We start from the raw sequence: 15,942 nt of genomic DNA on the forward strand, positions 1-15,942 counted from the left end.
TCATCGGGGCGCGATCGCGAGTCGCAGGCGGCGCGGCTCGGCCGTGGAGCCGCCGAGCAGGATCCGGGTGCCGGCGATGCGGTCGGCACCGCCGACGTAGGTGAACATCTCGCCGTCGTCGAAGACCGGCGGCACGCCGTCGCCGGGCTCAGTGTCGATCGACAGCACGGCCGCGTCGGTGGCGACGGTTGCGGAGGCTCCGTCGAGCCACCAGCCGTCCTCGAGCGCCGCGGCGCCCGACACGAGTGCGTCGCCGTCGACGACGAGCTCCAGCGCGTAGCGCGTCTCGAGGCCGGTGAAGGAGACCCGCACGTCGATGCCCGTCTCGTCGACCTCGACCGCCACCTCCGTCCGCAGCTCGACGTCGAAGCGCTCGCGCCGGGCGAAGTCCATCACCGAGAAGAAGCGGCCCTCGCTGTCCGGGACGGCGGTGACCGCGGGCGCGTCGGCGCCGAGCGTGTCGTAGTAGCCCGAGACCCGCCGCTCGACGAGCACCGCGCCGCGCTCGGTCGGCTCGAGGGACTGCGGTCGGGCGCAGCCGAGCGAGAAGAACGCGGGCGAGACGCGCAGCGAGCGGAGGACCAGCCCGTGCGCGCGCGCACGGAGCAGTGTCGCGGAGTTGGCGAGGCCGGAGCCGATCCGGCCGGTGCTAGCGAAGTCGCTGCCCGCCGAGACGGACACGGAGAGCGCGCCCTCCCGGCGGCGGAGCAGCCGGCTGACCGGATAGCCGCGGGTGACGGACACCGGCGTCGCGGCCGGCTCGGGCAGGAGTCCGCCGATCTCCGGGCGGCGCAGCAGCTCGGCGAGGTGCCGCTCCGGCTCGCGCAGCGTGCGACCGAGGATCTGCCCGACGATCCGGGCGGCGTCGCGGTCGCCGTCCTCGAGGGCGAGCAGGCGATAGGGCGAGAGCAGGTTCTCGACGTCGTAGGGGATGGTCTGGTCCTGCCGGCGCGAGTGCACGCACTCGATCTCGCCGTCGTCCTCGACCAGGCCGGCGATCGCGCGGAGGTTCCGCCGCACCGGCGCGAGCAGGGACGGCCGGTCGAGGTCGTGCGCCAGCGTCAGCAGGCTCGGGTTGGTGACCTCGGTGGCGTAGACGGCGCTGCGCTCGCTGTACTGCCCGTCGGCGTCGATGTCGACGCCCTCGGCCAGCCAGGCGTCGGCTCGGTCGAGCAGCGCGGCGGCGAGTGCGCCGGATGCGCCGCCCGCCGAGCGCCCGCCGTGCACGTGCACCGCGAGGGCGGCGAGGGCGCTCGCCAGCTCCCAGCGGTGGTTCGGCGTGTGCACGCCGCCCGCCAGCATCGCGGGCGTGGCGGCGACGGCGATGTCCGCGAGTCCCGCTCGGAGCTCGTCGAAGCCCGCGGGCCGGCAGCGGTCGAGCAGCTCGACGCAGCCGCAGAGGTCGTTGATCGTGAACGCCGTGTCGGGCGGGGAGGCGAGATTGCCGCTGCTCGAGAACAGGCCGCTGTCGAGCTGCTGGGCGGCGAGGTGCCGCAGGTACGTCTCGGCGGCGTCCCGCGACTCCGGGCCCTCGTCGCCCTCGGCGATCGCCAGGGCGACCAGGGAGGTGATGGCGCGCATGGTGGGTCGCGGGCCGAGCCCGGTCAGCGGCCGCCGGGCGCGCGCGACGAACTCGTCGCCGCGCACGCGGGCGTCCGCGATCAGCCGGGCGGCGTAGGGGGCGTCGTCGACGGTGATCACGGGGTCTCCTCGGGGCAAGGATCGGAAGCGGGGGAAGGAACGGAAGCGGGGGAGAGGCGCAGGCTCACGACCTCGAACGGCCGAAGCTCGAGCGCGATCCGGCCGGGGTCGACACCCAGCAGCGCCGTCCCCTCGGCGTCGCGGTCGAGCAGGTCGACCTCGCGGACGCCGCTGAGCGGATGCGCGACGACCAGCGCCGTGCGGACGCGCCCGCCCAGGGCCTCGTGCAGCCGGACGATCACGTCGCCGCTGCGGTCGGCGGCGAGCGTGACCGTGTCGACGACCACGGCCGGGTCCTCGACGACGACGAGCGCCTCCGGGACCGAGCCGCCGAGGACGACGCGCGGCGCGGTGCTCGCGGCGAAGCCTGCGCGGACGGCGTCGGCGATGCCGGGCGCGACGGTGATCGTGCTGAGGAACGCGTGCTCGCCCTGGTCCGCCTCCGGATCGGGGAAGGTCGGCGCGCGCAGCAGCGACTGGCGGACGACGGTGCTGACGCGGCCGCCGTCGATCGTGCGCTGCACGTCGTAGCCGTAGACCGCGTCGGAGGCCACGGCGACGCCGAAGCCCGGCTCGCCGACGTGCAGCCAGCGGTGCGCGCAGATCTCGTACTTCGCCGCCTCCCAGCTGGTGTTGGTGTGCACCGGGCGGCGGACGTGGCCGAACTGCGTCTCGGCCGAGGAGTGCTCGGCGTGCACGTCGAGCGGGAAGGCGAGCTTGAGCAGCTTCCGCCGCTCGTGCCAGTCGACGACCGTGCGGATCCGGACCGCGGGCTCGCGCGGATCGAGGGCGATCGTCTGGGTCGCCGTGCTGCCGCCGCGCCCGAAGCTCCGGCGGACGACGACGCCGGCGCCGTCCTCGCCGAGCTCGACCGTGCCGTCGACGAGGTCGACGACGGTGTCGCGGTAGGCGGCGTCGAGGTCCCAGGCGTCCCACTGGTTGGGCTCGTCGCGGTGCAGCTGCAGCAGGTTCCCGACGCGACCGGCGGGCAGCAGCTCGCGCCCGGAGTCGCGGTCGAGGATGCTCGACAGCTGCCCGGTGGCGGTGACCACGACGACGAGGCGCGGCGACTCGAGGACGAAGCCCTCGCCCTCGTCGCGCACGGAGAGTCCCTCGGCGGCCGCCACGACAGCCTCCACCGCGGCCCCGCCCCGCGCCGGTACCCCGCCGACGACGACGGGCGCCGCGTTCAGCGCGATCCGCCGCTCGCCCGGCCCGACGAGCACCGCGAGCCGCTCGTCGATCATCCGCTCCAGGGCCGCCGTCACCTCGGCGTGCGTGCGCTCGGCCTCACGGTGCACCCAGGCGATCGCGGTGCCGGGGAGGATGTCGTGGAACTGCAGCAGCAGCACCCGCCGCCAGAGCGCGTCGAGCTCGTCGAACGGGAACGGCACGCCGTGCCGCAGGAACGCGACGCTCGCCCAGTGCTCCGCCTCGGCCAGCAGCCGCTCGTTGCGGCGGTTGCCCTGCTTGGTGCGGGCCTGCGAGGTGAGGATGCCGCGGTGGAACTCGAGGTACATCTCACCGGACCAGACCGGCGGGTCGGCGTACTCGGCCTCGGCGGCCGCGAAGAAGTCGTGCGCGGAGGAGAACTCGAGGCGCGGCGAGCCCTCGAGATCGGACTGCAGCCGAGCGAGCGCCATCATCTCGCGGGTCGGCCCGCCGCCGCCGTCGCCGTAGCCGAACGGCATCAGCGAGCGCGTCGCCCGCCCGTGCTCCTGGAAGTTGCGGACGATGCGCGCCAGCTCGGTCGGCCGCAGGTCGCCGCTGTAGGTGTTCGAGGGCGGGAAGTGGGTGAAGATCCGCGAGCCGTCGAGGCCCTCCCAGACGAAGGAGTGGTGCGGCATCGCATTGGTCTCGTTCCAGCACATCTTCTGCGTGAAGAACCAGCGCAGGCCCGCCTTCCGGAGCAGCTGTGGCAGCGCGGCCGGGTAGCCGAAGGAGTCCGGCAGCCAGCCGACCTCGCTGATCGCGCCGAACTCGTCCTGGAAGAACCGCGCGCCCTGCTGCAGCTGGCGCACCAGCGACTCGCCGGAGGGCAGGGTGACGTCGGACTCGACCCACATGTTGCCGACCGGGACGAAGCGGCCCTCGCGGACGCGCTCGACGATGCGGGCGAAGATCCCGGGGTGGTGCTCCTTCATCCAGGCGAACTGCTGGGCGGAGGAGCAGGTGAAGACGGCGTCGGGATCGCGGTCCATCAGATCGAGCACGTTGGAGAAGGTGCGCGCGCACTTGCGGACGGTCTCGCGGGTGGGCCAGAGCCAGGCGGAGTCGATGTGCGCGTGGCCGGTGGCCGAGATCCGGTGCGCGGAGTGCGCGGCCGGGGCGGCGAGCAGCGGCGCGATCACCGCGCGCGCATCGGCGACGGTGCCGGCGAGGTCGTCGGGGTCGAGGGCGTTCAGGGCCCGGGTCAGCCCGGCGAGGATCTCGTGCCGGCGCGGTTCGGTGGACGGCAGCTCGTCGTGCAGCCCGCGCAGGACGCTGAGCTCGAGGCCGAGGCGCTCGGAGACGGTGTCGACGAGCACGAGCGAGAAGCGGCCCAGCCGGTAGAGCGGCTCGACGGGCGCGGTGGCGCGGTCGCCGAACGGGGTGGGCGAGAAGCCGCCCGGGCCGGCGAAGTCGTTCCCGCCGGTGAGGTCGGGGTTGGACGCGCCCTCCACCCAGACGAGGAACTCCTCGCCGGGGGCCGCGTCGAGCGGCACGTGGTGGTTGCGCGGCTCGAGGCCCTTGAGCACCCGGCCGTCCGCGGCGCGGGCCAGGCCCTCGCACTGGAAGCCGGGCTTGGCCCGGTCGAAGCCGAGGTCGAGCGAGAGCTCGATCCGGAACCGGTCGCCCGCGTCGCTCCACAGGGCGGGCACCGTCCCGGTCACCCGGAACCAGGTGGTGTCCCAGGCGGCGCCCCACGGCGCTCCGGGCTCGATCGTCTCGTACGCGTTCCGCGGGTCGGTCGCGGTCTCGAAGCCGACCGGCTCGCCGACCGCCGTCCACGCGGCGACGGCGAGCGGGATCCGCTCGGCCGTCACCGCGAGGGGGAGGCGCTCAGCGAGGAAGCGGTCGACGCGGGCGGCGGCCTTGGTCTCGTCGTGGTGCATCTCTAGTCGCGCAGCCCCGCGTTGATGTCGGACCCGGTGATGTACTTCTGGAACACCAGGTAGATCGCCACCAGCGGCAGCATCGAGAGCACCGAGGCCGAGAGCAGGATCGCCCAGTCGATGTTCTGCGCGCCGATCAGCTGGCGCAGCGCGATCTGCAGGGTGAAGTTCTTCGGGTCGCTGAGGATGATCAGCGGGAAGATGTAGTCGTTCCAGCGCCACTGGAACGAGATGATCGACAGCGTCAGGATGATCGGCTTCGACAGCGGCAGCATGATCCGGAAGAAGATCGACAGCTCGCGCGCCCCGTCGATCCGGGCGGCGTCGAGCAGCTCGTCCGGCACGGTGATGAAGAACTGCCGGAACATGAAGACGCCGGTCGGGGTGAGGATCGACGGCATGATGATGCCCATCAGGGTGTTGTACATGCCGAGGTCGCGGACCACGGTGAAGACCGGGTTGAGGATGACCTCGCCGGGCAGCATCGTCGTCGCGAGGATGCAGAGCGCCAGCACGCTCAGCCACGGCGACTTGTACTTCGCCAGGGCGTAGCCGGTCGTCGCGCTGAAGAAGACGGTGAGCAGCGTGGTCAGCGTCGCGACCACGAAGGTGTTCGAGAAGTAGCGGACGAAGTCGACCCGCTCGAGTGCGCGCTGGTAGCCGTCCAGGGTCCACTCGCGCGGCAGCAGCGTGAGCGGGTAGGTGAAGAGGTCGCCGCCGCCCTTGAAGGAGCTGAGCAGGAACCAGAGCAGCGGGAAGAGCGTGAGGATCGCGATCGCCCAGAGCATCGCGGTCGGGCCGATCGAGCGGCGGAACTCGCCGGTCTTCTTCCGGGTCATCGGCGCGGGTGCCGCCGGCGTGCGCTTCGCGCGGGTGGTGCGGGCGGGGGCGGGGGTCGTGGTCACCATGCCTGGCTCCTCTTGCTGATGGCGAGCTGAATGGCGGCGATGATCAGGAGGATCACCAGCAGCACCATCGAGGCGGCGCTGGCGTAGCCGACGTTCGACTGCGCGAATCCGGTCTGGAAGATGTACTGGACGATGAGCTGGTTCTCGGTGCCCGGGCCGCCGTTGTTGAGGGCCTGGATCATCGCGAACTCCTTCATGTGCCCGAGCGTCGAGAGCAGGACCACGAGCAGCGTGGTCGGCGCGATGCCGGGGAGGGTGATCGAGACGAAGCGCTGCCAGGGGTTCGCGCCGTCGAGCTCGGCCGCCTCGTAGTGCGAGGTCGGCACGTTGTTCAGCGCCGCGATGAACAGCAGCATGTTGAAGGCCGCTCCGCCCCACGCGGAGGCGAGGATCACGACGAACAGCGAGAGGTCGGCGTTCGAGGACCACGGCACGGCGCCGCCGCCGAGCGAGGTGATGGCGAAGTTGACGAAGCCGAAGCTCTCGCCGAACATCCAGCGCCAGATGACGCCCGCGACGATGGGGGACACCAGCCAGGGCAGGAAGAAGATGATGCGGGCGCCGATCTTGCCCTTGGCCCGCGCGTTGTTCAGCGCCACGGCCATCAGCAGCGAGAGGCCGCAGGCGAACGGCACCGAGAACAGCGCGTAGACGAGCGTGCGGCCGACCGCGGCGTAGAAGACCGGGTCCTGCGCGAGCGCCGTGTAGTTGTCGAGCCCGACGAACTCGATGTCGCCGAAGCCCCGGTAGGAGGTGAAGGAGTACATCACGCCGAGCGCGCCCGGCCAGACGAAGAAGAGGGCGAAGAGGATCGCGACGCCGACCGTCAGCAGCACGGTGCTGACGACGTAGCGGGGGCGGCGCACGGGGCGCCGGCGCGAGCCCTTCGATCCGCGACCCGCGCCGGGGACCGTGAGGACCGCCTCCGGTGGCGAGGACGGCGTGACGAGCGGCTGGACGGTCATGGTGCTCTCCTGATCGGGTGGTCCTGCGTGGGGGAGGGCGGTGCGGGGAGGACCCCGCACCGCCCGGTGGGGGGACCTACTCGCCGAGAGCGGCCTGGGTCGTCGACAGGATGTTGTCGATGGTCTCGTCGACGCTCTGCTGGTCGTTGAGGTACTTGATCGTCTCGTCCTTGAGCGGCTCCGACTGGAGGAACTTGCCCTCGTAGCCGCCGATCAGCTGGTCGACGGTCTGCAGCGACGAGACGGCGGGCGAGGCCGCGATCTCGGCGTTGTAGAGCGCGAACGCGTCCTGGTTGGCCGGGTAGTTCATCTCGAGGCCGGTGACGGCGGGCAGGCAGCCGGCGATCTCGCAGTACGCGGAGTACTGCTCGGGCTGGTAGAGCCAGTCGATGAACTTCTGGGCCTCCTCCTCCTGGCCGGTGCCGTCGAAGGCGACGATCCAGGAGGCGGCACCGTAGTTGGTCGCCTTGACGGGCTGCTGCGGGGTCGGCACCGAGGCCCACTCGAACTGGGTGATGTTGGACTGGAAGTCCGCGATCTGCCAGACGCCGGAGTAGTAGGAGACGACCTGGCCGCTCTTGAAGGTCGCGCTGGCGTCCTCGCCCGCGGTCCAGACCGACTTGGGCATGAAGCCGTCGTCGTTGAGCTTCTTGAAGTACTCCAGCGCCGTCTTGGTCTCGTCGTTGGCGGTGAAGGTGCCGCCGTCGTCGACGATGCCCTCGCTGCCGAACTCGTAGAGGAAGGAGCGGAGGCGGTGCGCGGAGTTGTCCATCACCATGCCGTACTGCGCGCCGGTGGCCGCCTGGACCTCCTCGGACTTGGCGACGAACTCGTCCCAGGTCCAGCTCTGCGTCGCGTCGGTGGGGTACGAGACGCCCGCCTCGTCGAAGAGCGACTTGTTGATGAACATGCCGACCGAGGTGAGGCTGGTGGGCAGCGCCTTGACCTTGCCGTCCTCGGGGTCCGGCACGGCGAGCAGCGGCAGGATGTCCTGGTCCTCGGCGATCTGCGAGAGGTCGAGGATCTGGTCCTTCCACAGCGGGTCGACGTTGGCCGCCGCTGCGAGGGCCGGCAGGTCGTTCGCCTGGGCGCTGTTGCGCAGACGGGTCGTCAGGTCGTCGCCCGGGACGTCCACGATCTCGACCTCGACACCGGTCTGCTCCTGGTAGAGATCGGCCATCTTCTGGTAGCCGCCGCCCTGGGTGCCGTCGCCGGAGAGGACGAACTGGAGGGGCTCGGAGGCGCCGGCTCCGGAGGAGCCGTTCGCGCACCCGGCGAGAGAAGCGATCAGCACTCCCGTGCCGAGGAGCGCCAGGGTGGCGCGTGCTGTCTTCTTCAACGGAACACCTTTCATGTGTCTGTCAGTCGACGAGGCGCGGGCGCTTCGTCGTCGAGGCGGTAGTGCTTTCTTATCAATACGAGACATATAGGTCAACAGATATCTCCGAGGCGCGTGAAGTCGTGATCGGGCCGTAACTCGCGGAAACAGCGCCGTAACGCGGAGGTGTGCGAGGGGCCGCATCCCGCGCCAGCCGCCTTGTCCCCCGGGCCGAGAGGTGCTTTCATGCCACTGTGACGAATAATCCTCCCCGAGCCGCAGCCCACCTCGTCGGTGTCGACGTGGGCGGGACCAAGACGCACGTCCGCCTGCTCGACACGGCCGGCGCGGAGGAGGACCTGGTCCTCCCCTCGAGCGCCTGGCGCTCGGGCGAGCTCTTCGCCGACCCCGAGAACCTGCCGCGTCTGGCCGGCGTGCTGCTGCGCCTGCGCCCGCTCGCCGAGGACGCCGTGGTGGTCCTCGGCGTGCACGGCTGCGACACCCCCGGGCAGATGCGCGAGGCGACGGCGACTCTGTCGCTGCACCTCGGCCGCGCGGTGACGGTCGTCAACGACGCCGAGCTGCTCGGCTTCGCGGAGCAGGAGGAGCCGAGCATCCAGATGATCGTCGGCACCGGCGCCGTGATCTGCGGAACGACCATCGACGGCACGCGGATCACGGTCGACGGCCACGGCTGGCCGCTCGGCGACCGCGGCAGCGCGCACGACCTGGTGTCGACGGCGCTGCGCGAGACGCTGGTGGCCTGCGACCGCGGCATCGCCTCCGACGGCGGGGCGCCGGACCCGCTGATCGGCGCGGTCCTCGCCGCCTTCGGCGCGAGCGACGCGGCCACCCTCGCCGCCGAGGCGACGCGCATCGCGGGCGGCGCGGCCTGGGGGGCGTTCGCCCCGCTCGTCTTCGAGCAGGCGGCCTCGGGCTCGTCGCTCGCCGAGCGGATCCTGGAGGACGCCGCCCGTGCGCTCGCGGCGGGCGTCGCCTCGCTCGTGCGCCGCGGCGCGATCGGCTCGCTCGTCGTCGCGGGCGGCGGCGTGATCGTGAACCAGCCCGCGTACGAGCGGCGGATCCGCGAGCGGCTGGCCGAGGAGGCCCCGCAGCTCGGCTTCGTCGTCGTGCGGCGCCCGCCGGTGGTCGGCGCGATGGCGCACGCCCACGCCCTGGCGGCCGCCGAGCGCACGCTCTCGGAGGTGGCCTCGTGACCATCGCCGGTCCGACGACGGGCAGGACGGGCTTCGCCCCGGGGACCTCGGTCCGCGTCGTCGACTCCTTCGCCGAGGCCTCGCGCGCCGCGGCCGACCTGGTCGCCGAGCGGGTCCTCGCCGACCCGCGCGCGGTGCTCGGCGTCGCGACCGGCTCGACGCCCTCGCTGCTCTACCGCGAGCTCGCCGGCCGGGTCGCGGCGGGCAGGCTCGACTTCACCGGGGCGAGCGCCTTCGCGCTCGACGAGTACGTGGGGATCGACCCCGGACATCCCGAGAGCTACCGCGCGGTCCTGGACCGCGAGGTGCGCGTGCCGCTCGGCGTGGGCGCCGTGCACGTCCCGGACGGCACCCGCGCGGACGGCGAGCAGGCGGGCCGGGACTACGACGCCGCGATCCGGGCGGCCGGTGGCGTCGAGCTGCAGATCCTCGGCATCGGCGGCAACGGCCACATCGGCTTCAACGAGCCCGGCACCCCGCACGACGTCGGCACGCACGTCGTCCGGCTCGAGCGGAGCACCCGCGAGGCGAACGCGCGCTTCTTCGACGGTCGTCTCGAGCTGGTGCCGGAGTCGGCGATCACGCAGGGGATCGCGACGATCCTCGCCGCGCGCTCGCTGGTGCTGCTCGCTTCGGGCACGGCCAAGTCGGACGCCGTCGCGCGCGCGCTGCTCGGCCCGGTCGACGTCGACTGCCCGGCCTCGGCGCTGCAGGGCCATCCGGACGTCACGGTGCTGCTCGACCGCGAGGCGGCCGCGGTGCTGGAGCGGGAGCTCGGCTGAACCGGGCCCTCAGCTGAGGTAGGTCGCCGTGCGCGAGCGGGCGATGATCAGCTGCGCGACGCCGACCAGCGCCGCATCGGCGCCCAGCTCGGCGGTGACGATGCGCGGCGGGATGGTGATCCGGCCGACGAGGCGACGGGTCACCTCCTGCACCGCGTACTCGGGCTGGCGCGAGAGGTGGCCGGCCAGCACGATCAGCTCGGGATCGAGCACCGTGCAGAGCGCGATGCAGGACAGGCCGATGTAGTCGAAGATCTCGCCCGCCGGCGCGAGGGCCCCCTCGTCGCCCGCCGCGGCCGCGTCGAGCAGGGCCTCGAGCGGGTTCGTCGCGTCCGCCGCGTGCTCGCGCGCGTAGCTCCGGGAGATCCCGGCGATCCGCGACTCCAGGTCGCCCTGGGTCGTGTACGGCCGCTCCAGGTGCGAGCGCTCGGTGACCAGGTAGCCGATCTCTCCCGCGGCCGAGCGCGAGCCGCGCAGCAGCGCGCCGTCGTGCACGATGCCGGCGCCGACTCCGACGCCGAGGACGTAGGTGGCCAGGCTCTGCGCGCCGCGGCCGGCGCCGCGGGACCACTCGCCGAAGCCGATGGCGTTCGCGTCGTTCTCGACCAGCACCGGCACGCCGACGCGCGCCTTGAGGATGCTGCCGAGCATGACGTCGCTCCAGCCGAGCTCGATCGTGTTGGTGACCCGGCCCTCCGGACCGTGCACGATGCCCGGGATGGTGACGCCGACGCCGGCGCAGGGCTTGCGGATCCGCTTCGACGCGGCCATCAGCAGGTCGACCGTCTCGATGGTGCCGGCGAGGCGGCGGTCCGCGTCGGAGCCGTCGCCGGAGAGGTCGAAGGCGAGGACCTCGTCGCGCACGGTCTTGCCGTCGAAGTCGACGAGGCGGCCGTGCGCCTGCGTCTCGGAGACCTCGATCGCGGCGACCACGCGGGCGTCGCCGGCGTAGCGGTAGAGCGAGGACGGCCGGCCGCCGGAGGAGCGCTCACGGCCGTCGAGGACGATGACGCCCTCGCCGAGCAGCGCTGAGCAGAGCCGCTCGACGGTCGCGGGGCTGAGGCCGGTGTGGCGCGCGATGGCGCTGCGGGAGGAGGGGCCGTGCAGGCGGAGGGCGTCGACGATCGCCGTCCGGTTGATCTCGGTGACGACGCGGGTCGTCGCGGTGCGCGGAACCTTCATCCGACCCTCCCTCGCGGAGTTTCCCAGCATAGTGATGCGGATCGGCGCGCTCGTGCGCGGTGCGGTCAGCGCCGGTGCCACCACCGGCGGCGGGGCGGCACGGGATGCTGCGCCTCGGCGGCTGCGAGCCGCGCGCTCCGGCGCTCGGTCCAGGCGGAGACCTCCGCGTCGATGTCGCGGAGCGGCGTGACCACCGGCGGGCCGCCGAGCAGCTGCCGGCGCGCTTCGACGACCCGCTTGTTGAAGTCGGCGAGCACCGCCCGCACCTCGGACTCCCGCATCAGCCGGTCGAGCTGCTCGTCGAGCCGCCGGTCCTCGGCGCGGAGGAGGAAGGCGGCGGGACCGATGCCGGTGAGGTTCTCGCGCTCGATCTTGCGGCGGATCCACCAGTCCGGGTCGTGGTGCTCGCCGAGTCCCTCGAGCGGCTTGCCCGCGCCGGGCAGGCCGTCGAACTCGCCCCGGCGGATCGCCTGCTGGATCGACGTCTCGATGAACGCGGCGCGGTCCTCGGCGTTCTCGGGAAGGGAGCCGGTGCGCTCGTCGCCGGTCTCCGGGCGGCCGCCGGTCGCGCGCTCCGCGGCGTAGCGAGCGGCGCGATCCCTGGCTTCGGACATGGGGACCTCCTCTCCCTCCAGGCTAGAAGACCCCCGCCGAGGAGGGGTACCGTGCGGTGGCATGCGCGACCTCGTCTACTACATCGCCACCTCGCTCGACGGCTTCCTCGCGGATCCCGAGGGGGACGTCTCCGCGTTCCCGACCGAGCCGGAGACCCTCGCCGACCTCTTCGAGCGCTACCCGGAGACCTGCCCGGCGCACCTGCGGGCGGCGCTCGGCGTCACGGCGTCGCCGCGCCGGTTCGACACCGTGCTGCTCGGCCGCCGCACGCACGCTCCCGCGGTGGACGCCGGGCTCGTCGACGGCGCCTACCCGCACCTGCGCCAGATCGTGGTGACGCACGGCGAACTGCCCGCCTCCGATCGGGTGGAGACGATGGCGGGCGACGTCCGGACGCAGGTCGCGGCGCTCAAGCGGGAGCCGGGGCGCGACGTCTGGCTCTGCGGCGGCGGCGACCTCGCCGCGCAGCTGATCGAGGAGATCGACGAGATCCAGGTGAAGATCTCGTCGCTGCTACTGGGCGCGGGGGTCCCCCTCTTCGGCGGGCTCCCGCAGCCGGTGGCGCTCGAGGCCGTCGACCTGCGCGCGCTGCCCGGCGGAGTGGCGCTGGCGACCTACCGAAGGCGGCGCGGCGATCAGTTGTAGGACCGCACCGACACGTTCTGGCCGAGGGCCGTCCAGTCGAGACCGGGGGCGTCCTCCGGCTCGACGCCGTCGGGATGCACCTGGACCACCACCGAGGTGCGCTGCGACACCTCCAGGTCGCCCGAACCGCTGCAGCCGCTCATGGGACCGTCGTCGCCGTCAACGATGACGCAGTGGTCCCCGGCCCCGATCGAAGAGCCGAGGTAGACGTCCACGCCCTCGGCCGTGCCGACGAAGCGCACGGAGTCCGGTTCGATCTGCTCGCTCACGTCGCCGAGATCCGGCAGCACGTCCCGCTCGTCCCGCGTCCGGTCGAAGTCCGAGTAGGGCGTCGGCCCCGCGCACCCCGCGAGCAGCGGCAGGGCGAGCAGCGCGATCGCCGCGGCGGTGACTCTGTGCGGGTGGTTCCGTGGAATCGCGTCCCCCTCGTGCTCCGGTGTGCTCACCCTAGGCGGCTTCGAGGGGCGTGGACGGTAAGCGGAGCGGCTCCGGCTCGCGAAAGCGCGTCGGGCTCGTCGGAACGGTCGGTTTCAGCGAGCCGGGGCCGGATTCACGAGCCGAAGGTGGGCGTGCGGGTTCACGGGCCGCCGAGCCAGTGGTCGATGCGGTGGTGGTCGGGGGTGAAGCCGTGCTCGACGCCCCAGAGGACGGCCTGGGTGCGGCTGGAGGCGCCGATCTTGCCGTAGACGCTGCGGATGTAGGACTTGACCGTGTTGGGGCTGAGGTAGGTGAGGGCGGCGACGTCGGCGTTGCTCTTGCCCTGGGTGATCAGGGCGAGGATCTCGGACTCGCGGTCGGTGATGCCCTCGTGGCGGCCGGGCCAGTCGAGGCCGGGGGCGGTGCCGGCGCGGCGGGGCGGCTCACTGACGACGAGCTCGCCGGAGCGCACGGCCTCGAGGGCGGCGACGAGCTCGCGGGCGGGCAGGGTCTTGGAGAGGTAGCCGCGCACGCCCTGGTCGAGGGCGTCGGCGACGAGGTCGGGGTGGAAGTTCCAGGTGTAGACGACGACGTGCTCGGCGCGCGGGTTGCGGACGAGGTCGGCGAGCTCCTGCAGGTCCGACTCCGGCTGGGCGAACGAGTCGTAGAGGACGATGTCGATGCGGTCGGAGAGCGCGGCGTTCGCGTCGATCTCGGCGACGACGACGCGGTCGCGGTAGTGGTCGAACATGTGAGCGAGGCCCTTGAGGACGACGTCGTAGTCGTCGACCAGGGCGACGGTCAGGGGCGCCGGCATGCTCTGTCCATCCACGGACCGTACCGCGCGACCGGGCTCCGTGACTACACCCCCAGGGGTGTACCGGCCACCCCTCCGCGACTGCTTGGGTTGCCCATCGGCTCAGCGACCGCAGAGCCCCACCGCACGGTCCGCCGTGCTCGACAGGAAGGTGACGCCCGTGCTCGGACTCATCATCAGCCTCATCGTCGTCGGCCTCATCGCCGGCGCTCTCGCCCGCCTCATCGTCCCGGGACGCCAGAACATCAGCATCCTGATGACCATCGTGCTGGGGATCGTCGGATCCTTCGTCGGCGGCTTCCTCGGCTTCCTGATCTTCCAGCACGACCCGATGGAGGGCTTCCTCCAGCCGGCCGGGATCATCGGCTCCATCATCGGCGCCGTCATCGTGCTGTTCCTCTACACCCGCTTCGGCGGACGCGCCCGCAGCCGCGCCTGATCGAATGCGGAACGACACGACGCCGGCCCGGGAACGCTCCCGGGCCGGCGTCGTCGTGCGTGCTGAGCGCGCGCGGTGCCGCTACTCGAGCAGCTTGCCCGCGGTGGCGACCTCACGGATCAGCGCCTGGATCTCCTCCGGGACCGCGGGGATCTCCTCGCGGGTGATGCCGGTCGACGGCGACCAGACCAGGTTCACCTGCAGCGCCGGGTCGATGTCCGGGTAGTCGCTGCGGTTGTGGCAGCCGCGGCTCTCGCGGCGCTCCAGCGCGGCCTCGAGGGTGGCCCGCGCGGCCATCGCCGCCGACTTCAGGTCGAAGGCGTGCGCCAGGTCCTGGAAGCCCGCGATGTCCGGGTGGATGCCGATGCCGGCGATGCGCGCCTCGATCGCGTCCAGCTCGGCGAGACCGGCGAGCAGGCCCGCCTCGTCGCGGACGACGCCGGCGTGCTCGGTCATGGTGTTGCGGATCGCGCGCTGCAGGGCCCGCACGTTCTCCTCGCCGTCGGCGGCGAGCAGGTCTGCGATCTCGTCGCGGGCGACCTGCACCGACGCGGCGGAGCGGGTCTGCGCGGTGAGCGAGGCGGAGTACTCCGCCGCCGCCTGGCCGACGATCCGGCCGAAGACGAGCAGCTCGATCAGCGAGTTGCCGCCGAGCCGGTTCGCGCCGTGCAGTCCGCTGGACGCCTCGCCGATGGCGTAGAGGCCGGGGACGTCGGTGCTGTGGTCGTCCGAGCGGACCCAGACGCCGCCCATCGAGTAGTGCGCCGTCGGGGCGATCTCGATCGGGTCCTTCGTGATGTCGAGCATCTGCAGCTCGAGCATCGTCTGGTAGACGCGGGGGAGGCGGGTCATGATCGTCTCGCGCGGGAGGTGCGAGACGTCGAGCCAGACGCCGCCGTTCGGCGTGCCGCGGCCCTCCTTGATCTCGGTGTAGCAGGCGAGCGCGACGCGGTCGCGGGTCGAGAGCTCCATCCGCTCCGGGTCGTACTTCCCCATGAAGCGCTCGCCGAGGCCGTTGCGGAGGATGCCGCCCTCGCCGCGGGCCGCCTCGGAGATCAGCGTGCCGGCCGCGTTCTCGGGCTCGATGATGCCCGACGGGTGGAACTGCACGAGCTCGGGGTCGCGGAGGCGCCCGCCGGCCTCGACGGCCAGGCGGAAGGAGTCGCCGGTGTTCTCGTCGCGGCGCGAGGAGGTGCGGCGCCAGATGCGGTTGTGGCCGCCGGCGGCGAGGATCACCGCATCGGCGTGGATGAGGTAGCGGGTGCCGTCGACGAGGTCGAAGCCGTAGGCGCCGAAGACGGCGCCGTCCTCGTTGACGAGGATCCGCGTCACGTAGACGGTGTCCAGGATCGGGATGTCGAGCTGCGCGGCCCGGTTGACCAGCGTGCGCTGGATCTCGAGGCCGGTGTAGTCCCCGGCGAACGCCGTGCGGCGGTAGGTGTGCGCGCCGAAGAAGCGCTGCGAGATGCGGCCGTCGTCCTCGCGGGCGAACGGCATGCCGTAACGCTCGAGGTCCTGGATGCCGCGGGCGGCGTTCGAGGTGATGATCTCGACCGTGTGCGGGTTGGCGAGCTGGTAGGACTCGGTGATGGTGTCGGCCGCGTGCTGCTGCCAGCTGTCGTCGGGGTCCATCGTCGCGAGGGCGGCGTTGATGCCGCCGGCGGCGAGCGAGGTGTGGGCGTCCGACTTCGAGCGCTTGCCCAGCGCGAGGACGTCGACGCCGGCCTCGGCCAGCTCGATCGCGGCGCGGAGGCCCGAGCCGCCGGTGCCGATGACGAGAACGGAGGTGGAGATCCGGCGCTCCGCCGTGGCAGTGGGTGCTGAAGTGGTCATGTGCCCAC

At 72.4% G+C, this 15,942-nt stretch carries 14 protein-coding genes; 4 read left to right on the forward strand and 10 right to left on the reverse strand.

The window, feature by feature from the left end:
* From EDF45_RS15850 to EDF45_RS15870, 5 genes are all read right to left on the reverse strand, one after another.
* Entirely contained in the window at positions 1-1,701 is a 1,701-nt protein-coding gene (locus EDF45_RS15850) for a hypothetical protein (protein WP_123736956.1), read from the reverse strand.
* Positions 1,698-4,796: a glycoside hydrolase family 38 C-terminal domain-containing protein gene (locus tag EDF45_RS15855; RefSeq protein ID WP_123736957.1), complete on the reverse strand. Its 3,099-nt coding sequence runs from the start codon at positions 4,794-4,796 to the stop codon at positions 1,698-1,700. Before EDF45_RS15855 ends, EDF45_RS15850 begins: the two co-directional genes overlap by 4 nt.
* Positions 4,797-4,798: 2 nt before the next feature.
* Positions 4,799-5,704: a carbohydrate ABC transporter permease gene (locus EDF45_RS15860; RefSeq protein ID WP_243582016.1), complete on the reverse strand. Its 906-nt coding sequence runs from the start codon at positions 5,702-5,704 to the stop codon at positions 4,799-4,801.
* A complete protein-coding gene (locus EDF45_RS15865; RefSeq protein WP_123736958.1) occupies positions 5,698-6,669 on the reverse strand; it encodes a carbohydrate ABC transporter permease in 972 nt (323 codons plus the stop codon). The genes EDF45_RS15860 and EDF45_RS15865 overlap by 7 nt, the downstream gene beginning before the upstream one ends.
* A gap of 76 nt (positions 6,670-6,745) precedes the next feature.
* Positions 6,746-8,008, reverse strand: a complete 1,263-nt coding sequence (locus EDF45_RS15870) for an ABC transporter substrate-binding protein (protein ID WP_243582014.1) — start codon at positions 8,006-8,008, stop codon at positions 6,746-6,748.
* Positions 8,009-8,289: 281 nt separating this feature from the next.
* Between EDF45_RS15870 and EDF45_RS15875 the strand changes: the two genes are divergently transcribed.
* Together EDF45_RS15875 and EDF45_RS15880 are read left to right on the forward strand one after the other, a co-directional pair.
* Complete coding sequence (locus tag EDF45_RS15875; RefSeq protein WP_185020218.1) at positions 8,290-9,204, forward strand: BadF/BadG/BcrA/BcrD ATPase family protein; 915 nt, start codon at positions 8,290-8,292, stop codon at positions 9,202-9,204.
* Positions 9,201-9,986: a glucosamine-6-phosphate deaminase gene (locus tag EDF45_RS15880; protein WP_260312234.1), complete on the forward strand. Its 786-nt coding sequence runs from the start codon at positions 9,201-9,203 to the stop codon at positions 9,984-9,986. The genes EDF45_RS15875 and EDF45_RS15880 overlap by 4 nt, the downstream gene beginning before the upstream one ends.
* Before the next feature lie 9 nt (positions 9,987-9,995).
* Here the strand turns inward: EDF45_RS15880 and EDF45_RS15885 are convergent, their stop codons facing one another.
* Both EDF45_RS15885 and EDF45_RS15890 read right to left on the reverse strand, forming a co-directional pair.
* Entirely contained in the window at positions 9,996-11,168 is a 1,173-nt protein-coding gene (locus EDF45_RS15885) for an ROK family transcriptional regulator (protein ID WP_185020219.1), read from the reverse strand.
* A 65-nt stretch (positions 11,169-11,233) separates the two neighbouring features.
* On the reverse strand, positions 11,234-11,782 hold the full coding sequence (locus tag EDF45_RS15890; protein ID WP_123736962.1) for a DUF1992 domain-containing protein: 549 nt from the start codon (positions 11,780-11,782) through the stop codon (positions 11,234-11,236).
* Between the two features lie 61 nt (positions 11,783-11,843).
* On the opposite strand from EDF45_RS15890, the gene EDF45_RS15895 reads away from it, so the two are divergent.
* On the forward strand, positions 11,844-12,428 hold the full coding sequence (locus tag EDF45_RS15895; protein WP_123736963.1) for a dihydrofolate reductase family protein: 585 nt from the start codon (positions 11,844-11,846) through the stop codon (positions 12,426-12,428).
* Here the strand turns inward: EDF45_RS15895 and EDF45_RS15900 are convergent.
* Positions 12,419-12,874 (reverse strand): hypothetical protein, encoded by a 456-nt coding sequence (locus EDF45_RS15900; RefSeq protein WP_123736964.1) that lies wholly within the window; start codon positions 12,872-12,874, stop codon positions 12,419-12,421. The genes EDF45_RS15895 and EDF45_RS15900 overlap by 10 nt on opposite strands.
* A 131-nt stretch (positions 12,875-13,005) precedes the next feature.
* The gene (locus EDF45_RS15905) at positions 13,006-13,662 is read right to left on the reverse strand and encodes a response regulator transcription factor (RefSeq protein WP_123445882.1); all 657 of its coding nucleotides are present in this window, start codon (positions 13,660-13,662) and stop codon (positions 13,006-13,008) included.
* A gap of 160 nt (positions 13,663-13,822) precedes the next feature.
* Between EDF45_RS15905 and EDF45_RS15910 the strand changes: the two genes are divergently transcribed.
* A complete protein-coding gene (locus EDF45_RS15910; RefSeq protein WP_123732321.1) occupies positions 13,823-14,101 on the forward strand; it encodes a GlsB/YeaQ/YmgE family stress response membrane protein in 279 nt (92 codons plus the stop codon).
* 81 nt (positions 14,102-14,182) lie between these two features.
* Here the strand turns inward: EDF45_RS15910 and EDF45_RS15915 are convergent, their stop codons facing one another.
* Positions 14,183-15,934 (reverse strand): L-aspartate oxidase, encoded by a 1,752-nt coding sequence (locus EDF45_RS15915; RefSeq protein WP_123736965.1) that lies wholly within the window; start codon positions 15,932-15,934, stop codon positions 14,183-14,185.
* Positions 15,935-15,942 lie beyond the last annotated feature (8 nt).

Source organism: Rathayibacter sp. PhB186, from assembly GCF_003751825.1.
Classification (GTDB): Bacteria; Actinomycetota; Actinomycetes; order Actinomycetales; family Microbacteriaceae; genus Rathayibacter; species Rathayibacter festucae.

Bases quoted from the DNA above. Each gene is read 5' to 3' on its own strand.
- EDF45_RS15855 (WP_123736957.1), bottom strand. From the start codon at position 4,796: ATGCACCACGACGAGACCAAGGCCGCCGCCCGCGTCGACCGCTTCCTC.
- EDF45_RS15860 (WP_243582016.1), bottom strand. From the start codon at position 5,704: ATGGTGACCACGACCCCCGCCCCCGCCCGCACCACCCGCGCGAAGCGC.
- EDF45_RS15865 (WP_123736958.1), bottom strand. From the start codon at position 6,669: ATGACCGTCCAGCCGCTCGTCACGCCGTCCTCGCCACCGGAGGCGGTC.
- EDF45_RS15885 (WP_185020219.1), bottom strand. From the start codon at position 11,168: ATGAAGGTTCCGCGCACCGCGACGACCCGCGTCGTCACCGAGATCAAC.
- EDF45_RS15890 (WP_123736962.1), bottom strand. From the start codon at position 11,782: ATGTCCGAAGCCAGGGATCGCGCCGCTCGCTACGCCGCGGAGCGCGCG.
- EDF45_RS15895 (WP_123736963.1), top strand. From the start codon at position 11,844: ATGCGCGACCTCGTCTACTACATCGCCACCTCGCTCGACGGCTTCCTC.
- EDF45_RS15905 (WP_123445882.1), bottom strand. From the start codon at position 13,662: ATGCCGGCGCCCCTGACCGTCGCCCTGGTCGACGACTACGACGTCGTC.
- EDF45_RS15915 (WP_123736965.1), bottom strand. From the start codon at position 15,934: ATGACCACTTCAGCACCCACTGCCACGGCGGAGCGCCGGATCTCCACC.